Below are 17,931 nucleotides of genomic sequence, written 5' to 3' on the forward strand. Positions count from 1 at the left end.
GATGCCCACAGCTTTTGAAAGCGCCGGAGCGTTTCCGGTCGACCGCGTGCGCGCCCATTTTCCGGCTTTATCCCTGCCGGGCAATCCGGTTTTCTTCGACAATGGTGCTGGTGCGCAGGTGCCTCAGGGCGTTATCGACGCTGTTAGCAACCACATGCTGCACCGCATGGTGCAGCGCGGAGGGCGATATGCATCGAGCCGGGCGGTGGATCAGGCGATAGCCGAGGCGCGCCAAAGTGTTGCCATTCTCGTCAATGCCTATGATCCGGCTGAAATTTCCTTCGGCATGAATGCGACCTCCTTTATCCGGCTCGTCAGCCTCGGCATCGCCAGGATGATCGATGAACGCAACGAGATTGTCGTTACCGACATGGATCATGACGCTAATATCTCGACCTGGCTGGCGCTCGAAAGCCAGGGGGTGAAATGCGTCTGGTGGCGGATGCGCGAGGACGGTAACCTGCATGTCGATGATCTGAAGCCGCTGCTCAACAGGCGTACACGTTTGGTGGCCGTCACGGTCGCCTCACATTCCATCGGCTCGCTTGTCGATGTGCGTAGCGTCGCGGAACTGGCGCATGCTGCGGGAGCGGAAGTTTTTCTGGATGCCGTCCATTATGGGCCGCATGGTCTGATCGACGTTCAGGCTTGGGATTGCGACTATCTGGTCTGCTCGGGATACAAGAATTTCTCACCGCATATGGGCTTCCTCTGGGGCCGGTTCGAGCTTCTCAGGGCCTTACCGACATTCAAGGAAGACTTCATCCCCGACGTGCCTCCACACAAGATCGAAGTCGGCACCTTCACCTATGAAAATGCTGTCGGCATGGGCGCTGCAGTTGATTATCTGGAATCGCTTGGCCGCAACTTCGAGGCGTCGTCTGAAAAATCGCGCCGCGCCAATCTGGTGGCTGGCATGGCGGCTATCAGGGCCTATGAAACGACGCTGTCGCTTTCTTTCCTCAAGGTTCTGAAATCACATGACGCCATCGTCTACGGCATTGCGGACGAAGCGCGCATTGCCGAACGTGTACCCACTTTCTGCTTCAACCTTCCGGGCAAGCAGCCAGCCGATATTGCTCAGGCCATGGCGGATGCGGGTATCATGATCCGCGACGGTCACCTGTTTGCGCCGCGGCTGATGGCACGGCTGGGGCTCAGTATGGATAGCGGTGCGCTCCGGGCAACCCTGGTGCACTACAATACGGTGGAAGAGATCGCACATTTCGACAGGGTGCTGGCATCAATGCGGGATTGAAATCCGCTTCTGTATAAAGTGGGTGGCAATCTGGTGCGTCTGATCCCGCGACGGTGATAAGCACTGTAAGGCCGCCGCCTTCATTCAACGGCGGCCTTTTCGATTGATTATGCGTTATTTATCTAATCGCTTTCGCCGTGCGAGCATGTTGAGTGCCTCGACGAGCGCCGAGAAACCCATGGCGGCATAGATGTAGCCTTTCGGCACATGGAAGCCAAAACCGTCGGCGATCAGCGTCATGCCGATCATCAGCAGGAAGCTCAGCGCCAACATTACAATGGTCGGATTGGCGGCGATGAAGCGCGATAGCGGATCGGCAGCCAGCAGCATTACCGCCACAGCGGAGAGAACGGCGATGACCATGATGGCGATTTCGTCGGTCATGCCAACGGCGGTAATAATCGAGTCGACTGAGAAAACCAGATCGAGAATGAGTATCTGCACGACGGCAGCGCCCATCGTCAGTTCCGCGACTTTACCACCGATATTTTCCTTGCCGTCATTCGGATCGACCGTGTGATGGATTTCCTTGGTCGCCTTCCAGACAAGGAAAAGACCACCCGCAATGAGGATGATGTCGCGCCACGAAAAGCCGTGGCCAAACGCTTCGAAGATCGGTTCTTTGAGCTGCACGATGATCGAGATCGTGAAAAGTAGCGCCAGACGCAATATAAGCGCGGCACCAATGCCGATCCGTCTTGCTTTTGATTGTAAATGAGCGGGGAGTTTGTTCGTAAGGATCGAAATGAATATCAGATTGTCGATGCCGAGGACGATTTCCATCGTCACCAGCGTTATCAGTGCAGCCCAGCCGCCCGGGCTGGATAGAAACGCCAGATGCTCAGTAAGCAATTCCATGTAGACGACCCTTTGCGAAAAACTCGGTCGCACAGAAATAAGCATCCCGGATCGTTGTTCAACTACGCGTGATCAAAGATTTTCCACAACGTTGCCAATTAGCCATTCAAAAGCGCGGCGCGTCGGGCTGGAGGAGAGGTTTGTCTCAAGGTCGCTGACCGGAAACGAGCGGACATTACGGAAGATTAATTTTACTTTACAGTAAAGTAAAATATGTTGGAAGCGTATATTTGGCTATCGTCCCCTATCAAGTCGGGGTCGGATCTTACGGCCTCGACGGATGAAAAGGCACCGACATATGAAATCTGGGAAACGCGGTTTACTGCTATTTATATTGGGGCTGTTCCTCGTCGGAGCTTATTTCGCATGGCAGGGCATGCAAAAGACCTCAGCTGAGGCGACGACGGCAGCGGCTGCACCAACTCCAGCAAGAGCGACAGCTGTCGAAGCTGCAACCGTGGAAACACGGGATCTGGACAGCATCATCTCGGCAGTCGGCAGCCTTCGCGCCAAAGAATCCGTTACGCTGGCATCGGAAATCGGCGGGCGCGTGGACAAGATTCTGTTCGAAGAAGGCCAGCGTGTTCAAGCGGGCAGCGTCCTCTTCCAGCTAGATACGTCGATCCTGAGCGCTTCCGTACAGTCAGCCCGGGCGGCAAATGTGCTTGCCAAATCCACCTTTGACAGGACGGAAGCCCTATCGAAGCGCGGTATCAGCGCGACGCAGGCTCTGGAGGAAGCGCAGGCAAATCTGCGCAACACCGAAGCTGCTCTGGCACTGGCCGAAGCGCAGCTAGCGCAGACTTCGATCAAGGCGCCCTTCGATGGCGTGGTCGGTCTGCGCTCCGTCAGCGTTGGCGCTTATGTTACGGCTGGATCCACCAACCTTGCCAAGCTTGATCAGATCGATCCGCTTGTGGCTGAGTTCACCTTACCGGAAGTGGCGCTGGCGGATATTACGCCCCAGCAGCAGGTTTCGGTGGTTGCGGACGCGCTGCCAGACCAGCGGTTTCAAGGTCAGGTCTATGCCATCGAACCGTCCATCGACGAAACCGGTCGTTCCATTCGTATGCGCGCGCTTATCGCCAATCCTGATCTGAAGTTGCGACCGGGCCTTTTCGTGCGCGTCAATGTCACGACTGGCACCAAGGCTGATGCTATGCTGGTGCCGGAAAGCGCCATTGTGCCAAGCGGCGAAACACAGACCGTCTATCGCATCAATGCGGACGATACGGTCGAAGTCGTTACGGTGATACTGGGGCAGCGGCTTGACGGTATGGTCGAGATTGTCTCTGGGCTCGACAAGGATGCGCGTGTTGTGACCGCTGGTCAGCAGAAATTGCAGAACGGCAGCAAGGTCAGCGTTCAGGGAGCAGGCGCGGAGGGCTCGGTCTAATGTCCATATGGGAAATGTGTGTCCGCCGGCCAGTCTTCGCGACTGTTCTGAGCCTTGTTCTCGTGCTGCTCGGCATCGTATCCTATGAGCGGTTGAGCACCCGCGAATACCCCGATGTTGAAGAACCGACGGTTTCGGTTTCCACGACCTATTCCGGCGCCAATGCCGAAATCGTGGAAAGTCAGGTGACGCAGGTTCTGGAAACGCAGCTTTCCGGCATTGCCGGTATCGACGTGGTGTCATCGACAAGTCGCGCCGAAACCAGCGCTATCACGGTGCGCTTTACCCTGGGGACCGACCCCGAAGTCGCGGCTGCAGAAGTCCGCGACCGCGTGTCCCGCGCAAGGCGCAATCTTCCAGACGAGATCGATGAGCCTATTGTAGCCAAGGTCGAAGCGGATGCGCAGCCCATCATGTATGTGGCTTTTACAAGTGATCGCCATTCAGGACTTGAAATCACCGACGTTCTCAATCGAACAGTTGTTGACCGAATCCAGAATTTGCCCGGCGTTTCGGAAGCCCGCATTCTCGGTGCACGTGAATATGCGATGCGCGTCTGGATCGATGCGCGCAAGCTGGCAGGTTATGGCCTGACGGTTCAGGACGTCGAAACGGCGCTTGAAAACCAGAATGTCGAAGTGCCTGCGGGGCGTATCGAAAGCAAGGACCGGGAGTTCACGCTTCTCGCCAATACGGCTCTGACGACGCCTGAAGAATTTGCAAATATCATCATCAATGTCGTGAATGGTTATCCCGTGCGCTTGCGTGATATTGGAAGGGCAGAACTTGGGGCTGCCGATGAACGGCAGGCGACCTTCAAGGAAGGTGAAACCGCCGTATCCATTGGCGTGGTGAAACAGGCGACAGCCAACCCGCTTGACGTTGCCAATGCCGTGCGCGCAGTGTTGCCGACCATTCAAGAAAGTCTGCCGACCGGAATGAGGGCGGACGTCACTTATGACACGTCGATCTTCATCGATCGATCCATTGAGGCGGTGTTCACCACGATCGGGGAGGCGATTGTCCTCGTCATCATGGTGATCTTCTTCTTCCTGCGTTCGGTGCGGGCGAGTCTTATCCCAATCGTAACGATACCGGTTTCGCTCATCACAACGCTGGCAATCATGTTTGCCTTCGGCTTCAGTATCAACACACTGACCTTGCTCGCCATGGTGCTGGCTATTGGTCTGGTGGTGGATGATGCAATCGTCGTTCTGGAAAACGTGCACAGGCGCATCGAAGAAGGCGAAACCCCGGTACAGGCAGCCATTGCCGGTACGGGAGAAATCGCCTTCGCCGTCATCGCGATGACGCTTACACTGGCTGCTGTCTATGTGCCGATTGCTTTCACCGAAGGCCGGACTGGGCAATTGTTCATCGAGTTCGCCCTGACGCTCGCTGGTGCAGTGCTGGTTTCCGGCTTCGTGGCTCTGACGCTGACGCCGATGATGTGCGGCAAGCTGTTGCGTCACAATGAAAATCAGGGCCGGATTTCACGCGCCCTGGAAGGATTTCTCGACCGTCTCAATGAGAATTACCGACGCGCGCTTGGGCTCGCCATGCGTCACAAGCTGATCGTGCTGATCGGCGCTGCATCGACAGCGGCCCTGGCGGAGTTCCTCTATATAAGCCTACCAAGCGAACTTGCGCCGATTGAAGATCGCGGTGTGGTCCGTATTGCGGGAACTGCACCGGAAGGTTCGACGCTGCAATTCACGCAGCGTTACGGCAAGGAAGCCGAAGCAATCATAGCGAAAATACCGGAAATCAGTACCTATTTTTCGGTCTATGGTTTTCCGCAGGTGACGGGCATGAGCGTATTCGGTTTGCTAGAAGATTGGGGGGATCGCGAACGCAGCCAGCAGGAAATCGTCAGAGAGGCCAATGCTCAGGCAAGTGCGATTCCGGGCTTGCGTGCATTTGCCTTCAACATGCCGTCGCTGACGACATCGCGTGGCAGCGGCGCAGGTGCCAACAATCCGGTTCAGTTCGTGATCCAGTCTTCGTCGAGCTATGAAGATCTGAACCAGCTGGCGACCGATTTCGTTGAACGCATCAAAGAGAACCCGGGATTGATCAATGTTGAATCGAACCTCGATCTCAACAAGCCTCGCATGGAAATCAACATGAACCGCGAGAAAATCCGTGAGGCGGGTCTGCAGGTTTCCGATGTCGGGCGCACACTGGAAACGATGTTTGGTAGTCGTCAGGTCACGCGTATCGACCGGGACGGTGAACAATCGGATGTTCTTGTCCAGCTTGACGCCAGCGACCGCGCAACGCCGGATTCCATCAATGTCGTCAATATGCGCGGCTCGTCGGGCCAACTCATTCCGCTGTCCAATCTGGTGACCGTCACTGAAAGTGTGGAACCGGCCAATCTCTATCGTTTCAACCGGCTGCGCTCTGCAACGATCAGTGCGGGTCTGGCTCCCGATTATTCACTGGGCGAGGCGCTGACCTATCTGCAAAACACGGCGAATGAAACATTCCCGACCTATGCGCAGTATGATCTGGAAGGGGAGTCGCGCGATTTCACCAGCTCCAATTCGAGTATTCTGTTCGTGTTCGGCCTGGCTATCCTGTTTATTTATCTGGTTCTGGCAGCGCAGTTTGAAAGCTTTGTCAGCCCATTCATCATTCTGCTGACGGTTCCGCTTTCAATCGCGGGGGCCTTGCTGGCGCTGTGGTTCGCGGGCGCGAGCATGAATGTCTATAGCCAAATTGGTCTGGTCACACTCGTCGGGCTGATTACCAAACATGGTATTCTGATTGTTGAGTTCGCCAATCATATGCGTGACCAGGGGCGGGACGCTGCCGAAGCTGTGGTGGAGGCGGCGGTGATGCGTCTGCGCCCGATCCTCATGACCACAGGGGCAATGGTGCTTGGCGCTATCCCGCTTGCCATCGCGACCGGGGCCGGTGCGCAAAGCCGTCAGGCCATCGGCTGGGTGATTGTTGGTGGTATGTCCTTCGGCACCTTGTTGACCCTCTTCGTGGTGCCTGTGGTCTACACTCTTGTGATGGGCAGGGCCAAATATTCGCAGGAGATACCGAGCAGAGCGTAAACGATGGTGGGCGGATATTTGAGCGCGCTCAGGAAGGAATGAGCGCGCCTGGATGTAATGTCGGATTTGTCCCGTTCAATGGCTTTGTGCAGCGCGCGTCGGCTCGCGCCGATGAGGCGCTCGCTCTTGTCCCTAATGAGCGTCGGTGCCGGAAATCGGCTGTCAGGCGAGTTGCTCTGTAAGATATTTTGAAACGAAATCCAAAAAAGCCCGTACTCGCGCCAGTGGATAGCGGCTTGCAGGCCAAAGAAGATAAAATATCCCGGTATTGTTGGCCGCGCCCGGCAGAACATCGACCAATGAACCATCCCGTATTCTGCTTTTAGCGGAAAAGCTTGGCAGCATGGCGATGCCGTTTCCATCCAAAACCAATTGTATAATGGAATCGACGGTGGTTACAGTGAATGTTTCCGGCGCCCTCGAGTTCTCGTCGTCCTGACCGGCCAGTTCCCAGGGAGCAATCTTACCGGTTTCCGAATAACGGTGCCGGAGGCAGCGATGGTTCTGGAGATCGGCAATGGACTTAGGCGCGCCGCATCGGGCGATATAGTCCGGTGAGGCGACGAGACACCACGAAAACTCCCCGACCTTCTTGTAAAGCAGGCGACTATCCTTCGGTTTTCCGGTGCGGATCACCACGTCGAACCCTTCGTCAATGACATCGGCAAAGCGGTCGCTGATATCCAACTCGAGATCAACTTCCGGATAGGCCTTCATAAAAGCGCTGACGGCTGACACCAGCAGCGTGGATGAAATGGGCAAGCCGATTTTCAGGCGTCCGTGGGTGCCCTGAGATGACTGAGACAACTCTGCCTGCGCCACTTCCAGTTCGCCCAGAACGCGGCGGCACCGTTCAAGAAACAGTTTTCCTTCGGTGGTAAGTGCGATTGAGCGCGTCGAGCGATGAAACAGTCGCACGCCGAGCTGCTCTTCAAGCTTTTGCACCGATTTACCAACAGCAGAAGCCGACAGGCCTACAATCTGGCCAGCCTCACGAAAACTTCTCTTTTCGGCGGCATGTACGAATGTCTGGAGTGCGCCGATATTATCCAATTTCAATTTCATTCCGGAAAATCCTTCCACAATGATCCGAATTCAAGCGCCATTAAGCTATCTCGTCAACGCCGATATAAAGGCTGTCAGAAAATTGACGAACGCCAGTTCAGGAGAACCAGAACATGAGCAGCCTTTTCAAGCCGTTTAACCTTTCGGGCCTTGCGCTGCCCAATCGCATTGTCATGGCGCCGATGACTCGTTCGCGGAGTTTTAGTGGCGCGGCTGACGAGTTGGTTGCGCTCTATTACAGCCAGCGCGCGACAGCGGGGCTGATCGTCACCGAAGGTACGCCGATTTCGCGTGAAGGGCAGGGCTATCTTTTCAATCCCGGTATTTTCAGCGAAGAACAAATCAAGGGCTGGCGTCTGGTTACCCAGTCTGTTCACAGCGCAGGCGGTCGTATTTTCGCGCAGCTCTGGCATGTTGGCCGCATTTCCAACCGGTCCATTCAGGAAGACGGCAAGGCACCCGTCAGTTCAACAGGCCGAGTGGCGTCAGGCGCTATGTCTTTTGTTCGTAATGCGAATGGTGAGCCCGACTTCGTGCCGGTCTCGGAGCCGCGTGCCCTTACGACTGAAGAAGTGAAACGGGTGATCGGTGACTTTGTGCAGGCAGCACGCAATGCAATCGATGCGGGCTTCGACGGCGTGGAACTGCATGGTGCCAATGGCTACCTGCTGGAACAGTTCATTAACCCTCTGGTCAATGACCGCGACGATATCTATTCCGCCAAAACCATCGAAGGGCGCCTGCGCTTTGTGCTCGAAACCGTCGATGCGGTATCGGAAGCCATTGGCGCCAGCCGCGTTGCCATTCGTCTGTCGCCTTATGGCACCATTCACGACAATCCACTGTTCCCGGACCTCGAAGAGACTTATGTCGCTCTGGCAGCGGAACTGGGCCAGCGCGGCGTGGCCTATGTTCATGTCATGGATCAATCTGGGCAGGTCAAGCTGCCTTATGGCGAACGCCCTGTCAGTGATGCCATTCATGGCTTGATGGAACAATGGCGTCCGTTGTTGCCGAATACGGCGCTCATCCTAGCTGGCGGTCTGGATCAGGCGCGTGCTCAGCGTCTGCTTGATGCCGGATTGATTGACCTTGCGGCGTTCGGCCAGCCATTCATCGCCAATCCTGATCTGGTCGAGCGGCTGCGCAACAACTGGCCTCTGGCAGAGCCTGATCGCGCAACATATTACGGTGGCGGACGCGCGGGCTATGTCGATTATCCGCCCTATGCTGGACGTTCGCTGGTCGCCTGATCTTCAGGTTCCCTCCCTTTGGCTTCGGCGTCGCACTCATGAAGCAACTGTAGGCGCACCGGGTCATTCTGCCCGAGATCATTCGTGTCGGGCTTTTTCAAGAAAGGACGAAACCGTGTTTTCCAAAATCCTGTCTGCTGGTGCTTTGCTGAGCGCCACGATGCTATTTTCATCGCCAGTTCTGGCGCAAGAAAACGTATTGCCTTCCATCAACACGCCGCCGGAAGTTTCCAAGGCGAACCTGGCCAAAGTCAAAGCCGAAAAGCGCGGTCAATATGCCGTTCCTGAGGGGTTCGAAAGCGGCATGGTCGAAACCGACGGCATCCGCCTCCACTATGTGCGCGGCGGCGAAGGTAAGGGCGATCCGATCATCTTCGTGCACGGCTTCGGCTCTACCTGGAAAATGTGGCAACCGGCTCTGGAGAAATTCTCTGCCAACCATCAGGTCATCGCAATCGACCTGCCGGGTTTAGGTCAGTCGGAGCCATCGGCCAAGCGATATGACGCAGAGCAGATGAGCGCCTATCTTCTGGGCGCGATCAAAAGCCTGACCGACAATCAACCTTTCACCTATGTCTGCCACGACCTGTGCAACTCGGCATCCTATCCGATGGTCGCTAACAATCAGGATATCATCAAGAAGGTCGTGTTCATGGATTCGCCGATCCCTGACAAGGCGATGTGGACCTATCCAGGTTTGACGCCAAATGGTCCGGGCCTCGGCTGGCATTTCGGCTATTTCTCCTTCGGCGATATTGCCGAGAAAATGGTCTCCACAGATCCGGTGCTGTTCATGAGCTACTTCATCAAGGAATATGCGGGCAAGAGGGACGTCTTCACACCGGAACTACTGGATGAGCTGATCGAACCCTATTCGACCCGCGCCAATCTGCGCGCCGCCTTTGGCTATTATCAGTCACATTCGGACAGCGCCCGCCAAAACGAAGCGCTGCTTGCCGCCGGCAAACAACTGACCATCCCGGTCTATTCGATCAGCGGTGCCAAGGGCGTAAACGACGTTCTGCCGAAGCAACTGGCAGCCCGCTTCGTAAAGGACCCCAGCAAGCTTGGTTCGACCATTCTCCCAGACACCGGCCATTGGCTGCTTGAAGAATCGGCAACTGAAGTCAACGCGCTGCTTGCCGACTTTATCGACCAGTAAGCCAAGGTAATCCTCACCAACGGTTTCGTGATTGCGGCAGCCCATGCAGCGGTCACGAAACCATGTTGGTATTGCAAATGGCGAATATCGTGACTTTGGCTGTTGAAACGAGCAATTGGAGACCCAAATGACTGTATCACTCACAATCCCGATGATGATGGCAATCGCATTGGGAATTGCAACACCTGCCATGGCGGACCCTTTGCTTGGTGATTTCGATTATGGTTGGCCGGTCCAGCACCAAACCATTCTCAGTCAGAACGAGGCCATGACGATGGCCTATATCGACGCCCGCCCGGAAAATGCCAACGGCCAGACGGCCGTTCTTCTGCATGGCAAGAACTTCTGCGGCGGCACATGGGAAACAACCATCAAAGCCCTCAACGGTGAGGGGTACAGAGTGATTGCTCCCGACCAGATCGGGTTCTGTAAATCAACGAAGCCAGCGCGTTATCAATATGGTCTGCATGCGCTTGCTGACAACACGCACCAGCTTCTGACTGCACTTAACATCGAAAAGCCAGTTCTGGTCGGGCATTCGATGGGCGGTATGCTGGCCATACGCTACGCGCTGCAATATCCGGATGAACTCCAGAAGCTGGTCGTGGTCAATCCGTTGGGGATGGAAGATTGGCGTGCCAAGGGCGTTCCGAATGCGACCATCGATCAACTATACGCCACTGAACTGAAGGTGACGCGGGCAAGCATCAAGGCCTATCAGCAATCGACTTATTATGCTGGCACGTGGAAACCCGAATTCGACCGGCCCGTCGATATGCTGGCGTCCATGTATGAAGGGCCGGGCGGAAATATCGTAGCCTGGCATCAGGCTTTAACTGCTGACATGGTGTTCAACCAGCCTGTTGTCCATGAATTCGACAAGCTGCGTGTGCCGACAGTGCTGATGATCGGCCTGAAAGACAATACGGCGATGGGCAAGAACCGTGCGGATCCCGAACTTGCGGCAACGCTTGGCAATTATCCGGTATTGGCAGAGGAGGCTCAGGCGCGCATTCCCAATTCGCAACTGATCACCTATCCTGATTATGGTCACAGCCCGCAGATGCAGGATCCCGAGCGATTCAATGCCGATCTAATAAAGGCGATTGGCTCGCCACGATAGACCGCCGGAGCCTAGGCGGTTCCGTGGTCACCTATCATACGCTGGCCATGATTTTTTACTTGCCGTGGTCTCGGCCGTTATAAGACGCGTATGAAAGCTAATCCGGTTGCGAGGTCTGTTGCGGAAGACGTTCGTGCGCCACCGCGTATTTGCGGTGGCATTTAGAGCCGCAGAGCCCGAAACATCATGAACGCATCAGTATAGATGAGGTTGGCCGCGGGCCATTTCCGTTGTTCATCTTCTCACATATAGAGGGATTCCATTCCACGGACGCCCGTGACTTTGGAATAGCTGCCTTTGATACTTTACTAAATCCATAGACAATAGGCTCTCCAAGGAGTGATTGTATGAAGGTTTTAGGCATCTATGGCAGCGTCAAGCGACCGTCGCGGACGGCACGACTGGTTGACGATATTCTCGCGGGCATCGCCCGCGGCGCGAGTGTCGAGATAGACAGAATTGATCTGGTCGACGCCGCGCCGGTTCTGTTCCGTGCATTGCGCGCCGATCAGCTGGATGCTGCTGGCCGTGCTATCATCGACGCTGTCGAGGCTGCGGATGTGCTTGTGGTCGGCTCGCCCGTCTATCGCGCATCCTATACCGGTGCGCTGAAGCATCTCTTTGATCTTGTTGATTTTCGTGCCTTGCAGGGACGGCGCGTTGTTCTTGCCGCGACGGGCGGCTCACCGCTGCACGGGCTGATGTTGGAACATCAGTTTCGCCCGTTGTTTGGGTTTTTCGGTGCCGTCACCATTCCAACAACGGTCTATGCCGTCGAAGCGGATTTCACTGAATATATTCTTTCCAATCCAGCCGTTGAAGCGCGCATTGAGCGGGCTGTTTCGGAACTATTCGATCTTTCACCTGCCATACCCCGCACCGTTGCGTCGTCGGAAACGGGCGACCGGACGCTTCGCGTCGTGCCGGGCGAAGCCATTGCGAATTGATGATCACCTAAGGAGTTAAACCATGACAGAACGCAGCAGAAATCCCGTGAAATTTGCCTATTGGGTGCCGAATGTCTCTGGCGGCCTTGTCATTTCGAATATTGAACAGCGCACCAGCTGGACGATTGATTATAACCGCAAGCTGGCGCAGGTCGCCGAGGAAAATGGCTTCGAATATGCGTTGAGCCAGATTCGCTTCACGGCGGGCTATGGTGCGGAATTCCAGCATGAATCCGTATCATTCAGCCACGCACTTCTTGAATCCACCAAAACGCTGAAGGTGATTGCAGCCATTCTGCCCGGACCATGGAATCCGGCGCTTGCTGCCAAGCAGATCGCGACGATCAACCACCTCACCAATGGTCGCGTTGCGGTGAATGTCGTCAGCGGTTGGTTCCGTGGCGAGTTCCACGCCATTGGCGAGCCATGGTATGACCACGATGAGCGTTACCGCCGCTCGGAGGAATTCATTCGAGCGCTGCGCGGCATCTGGACCGAAGACAGCTATTCATTCCATGGTGATTTCTATCGCTTCAACAACTATTCGCTGAAGCCAAAGCCCATTGATCCACAACCTGAGATCTTTCAGGGCGGCTCGTCGCGTGCTGCGCGCGATATGGCATCACGGGTTTCCGACTGGTATTTTACCAATGGCAATACGCCGGAGGAAATCGCCAAGCAGGTCGATGACATTCAAACCAAGGCGGCGGAAAACAACCATTCGGTTCGCGTCGGCGTCAATGCCTTTGCCATCGTTCGTGACACGGAAGAAGAGGCAAAGGCCGTTCTCGCCGAGATCATTGAAAAGGCCAATCCCGAAGCGGTCAATGCTTTCGGTCACGAGGTCAAGAATGCTGGCAAGTCCTCGCCCGAAGGCGAAGGCAATTGGGCAAAGTCCAGCTTTGATGATCTTGTCCAGTATAATGACGGTTTCCGCTCCAACCTGATCGGCACGCCGCAGCAGGTGGCTGAACGCGTGGTCAAGCTGAAACGCGCCGGTGCCGATCTTATCCTGCTCGGTTTCCTTCACTTCCAGGAAGAAGTCGAATATTTCGGCAAGCACGTCATTCCGCTGGTGCGCGCGCTGGAAGAAGCGGAAGACAACGCGGCCCTCGCCGCCGAATAGATCAAAACGAATTATGGAGCGACGGTTATTGCCGTCGCTCCCGCTTAACGCGGACGCAATCGTGTTCGCGGACGGACGGTTATGTCCGTTTGTCCGCCGAAATGCCCTGATTGAATTCGAGTAAAACACGGAACGAACAATGTCGGCATTGCATTTCCTGATTGCAGATACTGATGCGGAAGCGAGCGCAGAAGCGCGGGTGGCGGCTGAAGCTACGGCCACCTCGCCGCGGCGCGAACTTGCGCTGGAACTGCGCGGCATAGGCCTATCATTCGGGGGCGTTGTTGCCTTGCAGGATGTTGATCTCAGTGTCCGGCAGGGAGAAATTCGCGCGATCATCGGACCGAACGGTGCCGGAAAAAGTTCGCTCATCAATGTCATTTCGGGCGTATACCGGCCCAGTCGTGGTCAGGTCGCCATTGGTGGTAGGATCTATGATCCGGTGCCGACCCAAAAGCTTGCGCATCTTGGCGTTGCGCGTACCTTTCAAAACCTCGCTTTGTTCAAGGGTCTGAGTGTTCTCGACAATGTCGCGTCCGGACGCGCCTTTGCCAATCGCTCGAATTTTTTGAGCCAGATCGTGGGATTGCCCCAGGCTCGCCGCGCGCAGGCGGATGCCCGCGAACGGGCAAGTCGCGTCATCGAATTTCTGCATCTGTCGTCCTATGCCGACCGGCTGGCAGGCACTTTGCCCTATGGTCTGCAAAAGCGTGTTGAACTTGCCCGTGCATTGACCGCCGCGCCGCGTATCCTGCTTCTTGATGAGCCGATGGCCGGTATGACCGCCACCGAAAAGAACGAGCTTGCCGATTATATCCGCCTGGCGAGGGACGAATATGACATTACCGTCGTGCTGATCGAGCATGACATCGGCGTTGTGATGGGCCTCTCAGACCGCATTGCAGTACTCAATTACGGGCGCAAGATTGCCGATGGCACGCCGCAGGAGATCGCATCCGATCAGCATGTCATTGATGCATATCTTGGTGTGGCGCCGGAAAATGAAGATGGGGAGGGCATCTGATGGCTGATTTTGATTGGATGTTCTTCACGGAAGTGCTGATTGGCGGGCTGTTGTCCGGCGTCATGTATTCCCTTGTCGCCATCGGGTTTGTGTTGATTTATAAAACGTCCGGTGTGCTGAATTTCTCGCAAGGGGCGCTGCTGCTTTTCGCGGCGCTGACTTTCGTCAGCCTCACGGAGCGGGGCGTGCCGTTCTGGGCAGCCTTTGTCGTTACATTTGCCGCCATGGTTATCATCGGTATCGCCATTGAACGCAGTGTACTGCGGCCATTGACCAACAAGCCGCCGATCACGCTCTTTATGGCTACACTCGGCCTGTCCTATATCATTGAGGGTGCAGCCCAGCTCCTATGGGGCACACAGGTTCACGCTCTTGACCTCGGAATCCAAGATGTGCCCTTCGATGTTGGAGGCATTTTCATCAGCCAGTTCGATATTTTTGCCGCAGTTGTTGCGGCTGGCATGGTGGCGCTACTATCAGCATTCTTCCGCTATACGCGCATCGGTCTTGGCTTTCGCGCCGTTGCCGACGACCAGTTCGCAGCCTTGGCCATTGGACTCAAACTGCCGTGGATATGGGCCAGCGTCTGGGCCGCTGCCGGTCTGGTCGCACTGGTCGCAGGCCTGTTGTGGGGCGCGCGCCTTGGCGTGCAATTCTCGCTGTCGCTGGTCGTGCTGAAGGCTTTACCGGTTCTGGTACTCGGCGGCTTCGATTCCATTCTTGGTGCGATTGTCGGCGGATTGCTGGTGGGAGCGTCAGAGAAGCTAGCGGAGGTTTATATCGGGGAATATTTCGGTGGCGGCATTGAGAGCTGGTTTGCCTATGTGGTGGCACTTGCCTTCCTTCTCATTCGCCCTTCAGGTCTGTTTGGCCAGAAGCTTGTGGAAAGGGTCTGACCATGGCCATTATAGCAGCCAGTTCCTCCAGTCCAGTTGCATTGCCGCGTTACGCCGCTCCGCTTGCGGTGCTGGCAGTGGCCTATCTCATCATACCGTTTATCGGCACGAGCTATCTCTTTGAGGCCATTCTCCTGCCGTTTCTGGCCTTGAGCCTCGCCGGTGTTGGGCTCAACCTCCTGACCGGCTATGCGGGGCAGGTTTCACTTGGCTCGGCGGCATTCATGGCAGTGGGCGCTTTCGCGGCCTATAATTTCAATCTGCGCATGGATGGATTGCCGCTGCTGGTTTCTATCGTTTTTGCCGGACTGGCGGCGGCGGCGATTGGCGTTGTCTTCGGCTTACCGAGCCTGCGCTTGCGCGGTTTCTACCTTGCCGTTTCTACACTCGCAGCCCAGTTCTTCGTACAATGGGCGCTGACCAAGTTCGAATGGTTTTCCAACAATTCCGCCTCCGGCGTCATTGATGCTCCGGCGTTGTCCATCGGGGGGATTGCCTTTGAGGGGCCAGTCGGACGCTATCTCTTCGCACTGACAATTGTGGTAGCGGTCACGTTCCTCGCCTATCGCCTGGTGTCGTCGCAGACCGGACGGAATTTCATTGCCGTGCGCGACAATGAAACGGCAGCGCGGATCATCGGTGTGCCGGTGTTGCGGACCAAGCTGCTCGCCTTTGCGACTTCCTCTTTCATCATCGGGGTGGCGGGTGTGCTATGGGCCTTTGCCTATCTGCGCACGGTGGAAACGGCGGGTTTCAATCTCGACCGCTCGTTCCAGATATTGTTCATCATCATCATTGGTGGCCTCGCATCGATACGGGGCGCCTTCTTTGGCGCAGCACTGATCGTCGTTTTCCCGCTGATCTTGTCGAGGGTTGGGGCACTGTTGCTCGGAGACGTGTTCGATTCCGGCGTGCTGGATATGACGCAGCGCATTGTCGTCGGCGTCTTCATCATCCTGTTTCTGGTCCTTGAGCCCGACGGGCTTGTGTCGCTCTGGGATCGGCTGAAAGCGAGCTTTACGGCAGTTATCCGACGGTCGTGATATCCGGAAGCGCCTCAGAAGGCTTCCAACAAAGTCCATAAATCCTGAACGAAACCGGGTGGCGATTATCCCACCCGATAGATGGAGTACGTCCAGAAATGACCCTATACACGAAAATCAAAATGGCGGCTCTCGCCGCTGGTATCGGCCTTGCCTCTTTTGCGTTTCCGGCGCAGGCAGACGAGCAGTATTTCCCGCTTCAAAGCTATCGCGTCGGCCCTTACGCTGCCGGTGGTACTGGCTTCTTTGGTGGGTTCATCGATTACCTCAATCTGATCAACACGCGCGATGGTGGAGTTAATGGGGTCAAGCTGACGTGGTCGGAAGCTGAAACGCAGTATGAGGTTGAACGTGGTGTGGAAGCCTATGAGCGTCTGAAAAGCAATCCTGGCATTGCCGCGTGGAACCCGCTTTCCGTGGGTATCGCCTATGCGATGATCGACCGTATCACGCAGGACAAGGTGCCATTGATCACAATTAATCACGGGCGCACGGATTCCACCGATGGACGTGTGTTCCCTTATGTCTTTCCGCTATTGCTCAATCCCTATTCCGAAACCTCCGGCATCGTGAACTACATCGCCTCCAAGGAAGGCGGTCTTGATAGTCTCAAGGGTAAAAAGATCGTGGTACTTTATCACGGCTCGCCTTATGGCAAGGAAACCATCCCGATCTATGAACTGCTTGCCGAGAAATATGGTTTCGAGTTGCAGCAGATCGAGGTTCCTCATCCGGGTAACGAGCAGCAATCACAATGGCTTACGATCCGCCGCGCCAAGCCGGATTATGTCGTGCTGCGCGGCTGGGGTGTGATGAATCCCGTGGCTCTGAAAACAGCAGCGAAAACAGGTTTTCCGGTCGATCGCATCATCGGCAATGTGTGGTCCAACTCGGAAGAAGACGTCATTCCTGCAGGCGATGCGGCCAAGGGTTATACCGCCATCACCACACAGGCATCGGGCGCCGACTACCCAGTGGTCAAGGAAATCGTCAAGACCGTCTATGATGCGGGTAAGGGTAATCTGGAAGACAAGAGCCGTATCGGTTCCGTCTACCACAATCTTGGCATTGTCAATGGCATCCTGAACGTCGAAGCTATACGCATTGCGCAGGAGAAATTCGGAAAGAGAACCTTGACGGGCGATGAAGTACGCTGGGGTTTCGAACATCTGCAACTCGATCCAGCGCGCGTCGAAGCTTTGGGTGCTAAAGACCTGTTCCACTCCATCAATGTCACTTGGGATAACCACGAGGGCAACGGCTACGTGACCTTCCAGCAGTGGGACGGTAAGAAGTGGAATGTCGTTTCTAATTGGATCGCGCCTGACTGGGCCTTGCTACGCCCGATCATCGAGAAGTCTTCGGAAGCCTATGCGAAAGAAAAAGGCATCAAGCTTCGCACTGCTGCCGATGCGGATGTTGCGACCAACTGAGGCCATGGGTGGAGCGGGCGGCAACGATGTCGCCCGCCCAGTTACGGCTATGCGGGGTTGGCCCGCCAGAGGAGTTTGGCATGACATTGGAAACCCACAGGCTCAAAGCAAACTCGGGAGAAAACGGGCTTCTGTCCGTTGAGGGCCTCCACGCGACCTATAATCATTCTATCACGGCGCTGCATGGGGTCGATCTTTCGATAGGTCGGGGGGAAATTCTCGCCATTCTCGGCGCCAACGGTGCGGGCAAGACGACCACATTGAAAGCCATCTCTAACC

The 17,931-nt window shown here is 55.8% G+C and carries 15 protein-coding genes; 13 read left to right on the plus strand and 2 right to left on the minus strand.

Translation table 11 applies throughout. The annotated features are described in order from the left end of the window. Position 1 precedes the first annotated feature (1 nt). Positions 2–1,258 (plus strand): cysteine desulfurase-like protein, encoded by a 1,257-nt coding sequence (locus HWD97_RS19990; RefSeq protein WP_109366191.1) that lies wholly within the window; start codon positions 2–4, stop codon positions 1,256–1,258. A 114-nt stretch (positions 1,259–1,372) separates the two neighbouring features. On the opposite strand, the gene HWD97_RS19995 is transcribed toward HWD97_RS19990, so the two are convergent. Next, the gene (locus HWD97_RS19995; RefSeq protein ID WP_109366446.1) at positions 1,373–2,116 is read right to left on the minus strand and encodes a TerC family protein; all 744 of its coding nucleotides are present in this window, start codon (positions 2,114–2,116) and stop codon (positions 1,373–1,375) included. Positions 2,117–2,492: 376 nt separating this feature from the next. On the opposite strand from HWD97_RS19995, the gene HWD97_RS20000 reads away from it, so the two are divergent. Together HWD97_RS20000 and HWD97_RS20005 are read left to right on the plus strand one after the other, a co-directional pair. Then, positions 2,493–3,512, plus strand: coding sequence for an efflux RND transporter periplasmic adaptor subunit (locus HWD97_RS20000; RefSeq protein ID WP_181375979.1), 1,020 nt, complete (start codon positions 2,493–2,495; stop codon positions 3,510–3,512). Further along, complete coding sequence (locus HWD97_RS20005) at positions 3,512–6,580, plus strand: efflux RND transporter permease subunit (protein ID WP_371835473.1); 3,069 nt, start codon at positions 3,512–3,514, stop codon at positions 6,578–6,580. Before HWD97_RS20000 ends, HWD97_RS20005 begins: the two co-directional genes overlap by 1 nt. Positions 6,581–6,742: 162 nt before the next feature. Here the strand turns inward: HWD97_RS20005 and HWD97_RS20010 are convergent, their stop codons facing one another. Next, the gene (locus HWD97_RS20010; RefSeq protein WP_244597050.1) at positions 6,743–7,663 is read right to left on the minus strand and encodes a LysR family transcriptional regulator; all 921 of its coding nucleotides are present in this window, start codon (positions 7,661–7,663) and stop codon (positions 6,743–6,745) included. 95 nt (positions 7,664–7,758) lie between these two features. Here HWD97_RS20010 and HWD97_RS20015 point away from each other — a divergent pair, with 95 nt between their 5' ends. The 10 genes from HWD97_RS20015 to HWD97_RS20060 all read left to right on the plus strand — a co-directional run. Beyond that, a complete protein-coding gene (locus HWD97_RS20015; RefSeq protein WP_109366188.1) occupies positions 7,759–8,898 on the plus strand; it encodes an alkene reductase in 1,140 nt (379 codons plus the stop codon). A gap of 115 nt (positions 8,899–9,013) precedes the next feature. Then, a complete protein-coding gene (locus tag HWD97_RS20020; RefSeq protein ID WP_209445973.1) occupies positions 9,014–10,060 on the plus strand; it encodes an alpha/beta fold hydrolase in 1,047 nt (348 codons plus the stop codon). Positions 10,061–10,187: 127 nt separating this feature from the next. Further along, the gene (locus tag HWD97_RS20025; protein ID WP_210205541.1) at positions 10,188–11,183 is read left to right on the plus strand and encodes an alpha/beta fold hydrolase; all 996 of its coding nucleotides are present in this window, start codon (positions 10,188–10,190) and stop codon (positions 11,181–11,183) included. A gap of 347 nt (positions 11,184–11,530) precedes the next feature. Continuing rightward, a complete protein-coding gene (gene msuE, locus HWD97_RS20030) occupies positions 11,531–12,130 on the plus strand; it encodes an FMN reductase (protein WP_109366186.1) in 600 nt (199 codons plus the stop codon). Between the two features lie 22 nt (positions 12,131–12,152). After that, positions 12,153–13,256, plus strand: a complete 1,104-nt coding sequence (gene sfnG, locus HWD97_RS20035) for a dimethylsulfone monooxygenase SfnG (RefSeq protein WP_109366185.1) — start codon at positions 12,153–12,155, stop codon at positions 13,254–13,256. 139 nt (positions 13,257–13,395) lie between these two features. Then, the gene (locus HWD97_RS20040; protein ID WP_109366184.1) at positions 13,396–14,280 is read left to right on the plus strand and encodes an ABC transporter ATP-binding protein; all 885 of its coding nucleotides are present in this window, start codon (positions 13,396–13,398) and stop codon (positions 14,278–14,280) included. Continuing rightward, positions 14,280–15,176 (plus strand): branched-chain amino acid ABC transporter permease, encoded by an 897-nt coding sequence (locus HWD97_RS20045; RefSeq protein ID WP_319080301.1) that lies wholly within the window; start codon positions 14,280–14,282, stop codon positions 15,174–15,176. The genes HWD97_RS20040 and HWD97_RS20045 overlap by 1 nt, the downstream gene beginning before the upstream one ends. Positions 15,177–15,178: 2 nt before the next feature. Then, complete coding sequence (locus HWD97_RS20050; protein WP_109366182.1) at positions 15,179–16,219, plus strand: branched-chain amino acid ABC transporter permease; 1,041 nt, start codon at positions 15,179–15,181, stop codon at positions 16,217–16,219. A gap of 98 nt (positions 16,220–16,317) precedes the next feature. Continuing rightward, positions 16,318–17,652 carry an ABC transporter substrate-binding protein gene (locus tag HWD97_RS20055; protein ID WP_371835474.1) on the plus strand — a complete coding sequence of 445 codons (1,335 nt, stop codon included), beginning with the start codon at positions 16,318–16,320 and terminating at the stop codon, positions 17,650–17,652. An 80-nt stretch (positions 17,653–17,732) separates the two neighbouring features. After that, the coding region (locus HWD97_RS20060; protein ID WP_371835475.1) for an ATP-binding cassette domain-containing protein at positions 17,733–17,931 on the plus strand (199 nt) is incomplete at its 3' end.

The organism is Ochrobactrum sp. C6C9 (genome assembly GCF_022627935.1).
In the GTDB taxonomy this organism is placed as follows: Bacteria; Pseudomonadota; Alphaproteobacteria; order Rhizobiales; family Rhizobiaceae; genus Brucella; species Brucella teleogrylli.